We start from the raw sequence: 1,619 nt of genomic DNA, 5'->3' as shown, positions 1-1,619 counted from the left end.
GTATAGTATTACTTAGTGTAGTAGTAGTAATAGCCCTTATAGATGTTGTTCCTCTTTTTAAAGATTGGTATAGAAGGATACACATCGGTAGATTTACTGATCGGCAAATATGGAATAAATCAATAACTGAAAAAGCAGTTCATTGGCTAAATAAAACCCCTACAATTAAAGTAACGGATAATACACGATTAATTGCGATTGATATATTAAAAGGAAATTACAAAAAAAATGCAATTCAGTATTGGCAGGAAGCAGCATTGCTTTTAGGGTTATCAGAATATTTGAAAGAGTATGATGATTATAAAGTGAAGAAACAAATTAATCAATTTTTGAAAATGAAATTTGATAAAAATGGTCAATGGATAGAAAAGCCAAAACATATCGATGGGGCTATACTTGCATATTCAATCATGAAATTACATTTTATAGACACAGATCAATATAAGTCAGCTTTAGATTATACTTGGGAATTAATAAAGGAGCATATTGGTGAAGATGGTACAGTCGAATATAGAAAGTCCATGAAATCCTATCGGTATGTAGATACGATAGGGTTTATTTGTCCCTTTTTGGTAGCTTACGGTAAAAAATATGATATTAATGCTTGCATCGATTTAGCAGTAAAACAAATTAAAGAATATGAACAATATGGAATGTTAGCTACTCATTATATTCCTAGTCATGCTTATAACATAGAAAATAAAATGCCAGTAGGATTATATGGCTGGGGCAGAGGGCTTGGATGGTTTGCTATAGGTCTTATAGACATGTGGAATGAGTTGCAAGACCAAGATGAAGATAAATTAGATTTAGAACTGATGATAAAGAAATTTGCTAAAACTATACTGGATTTTCAACAAGAAAAAGGAAATTGGAATTGGACTGTAACTAGGAGTGAAAGTCGTCCAGATTCTTCTACAACTGCTACGCTTGGATGGTTTTTAATTAATGCTGCGAAAATAGAGGATATTTCAAAACCATGCTTGGATAGTACAGAAAAAGCTATAAATTATCTGATGACTGTCTCAAGAAGAAACGGAGAGATTGACTTTTCACAAGGGGATACGAAAGACATTGGGGTTTATTCTATGTTATTTAACATACTACCATTCACACAAGGATATAGTATTAGAATGATTAATCTATATAAAAAAGTCCAAAGTGAGATGGAAAAATAAATGAAAAAAATTGTTAATTATGTGAAAACAAGACTCAGAAAATATATTTTAGAAGAAATTTGGCTTGAGGATTATATAAAACTAGGAATGATAATAGGAGAAAATTGTTCCATTCAACCTGGTGTAGTATTTGACTATTCGCATTGTTGGTTGATAAAAATTGGTGATAATGTAACGATTGCACCAGAAGCATATATTTTAGCACATGATGCCAGTACAAAAAGTATAAGTGATTTTACTAAAATAGGTAATGTTACAATTAAGGATAATGTATTTATTGGAGCGAGGGCTTTAATTATGCCAGGGGTAACAATAGGAGAAAATTCTATAATTGCTGCTGGAAGTGTAGTTACAAAATCAATTCCAGAAGGAAGCATAGTTGCGAGTAATCCTGCTAAAGTTATATCTTCTATAGATAAATATAAGATAAAAATAGATTAT

General features: G+C 31.0%; 2 protein-coding genes. Both read left to right on the top strand.

Annotated features, from left to right (window positions below):
- The first annotated feature begins 2 nt into the window (after positions 1-2).
- Positions 3-1,178 (top strand): glycoside hydrolase family 88 protein, encoded by a 1,176-nt coding sequence (locus V7068_RS22475; protein WP_499714641.1) that lies wholly within the window; start codon positions 3-5, stop codon positions 1,176-1,178.
- Positions 1,179-1,619: acyltransferase (locus tag V7068_RS22470; protein ID WP_499714640.1), on the top strand; the 441-nt coding region annotated here is incomplete at its 3' end.

The organism is Bacillus sp. JJ634, assembly GCF_036962285.1.
Classification (GTDB): domain Bacteria; phylum Bacillota; class Bacilli; order Bacillales; family DSM-1321; genus Peribacillus; species Peribacillus asahii_A.
Note: the sequence above shows the minus strand (reverse complement) of the source record. Positions and strands in the feature narration are given on the sequence as shown.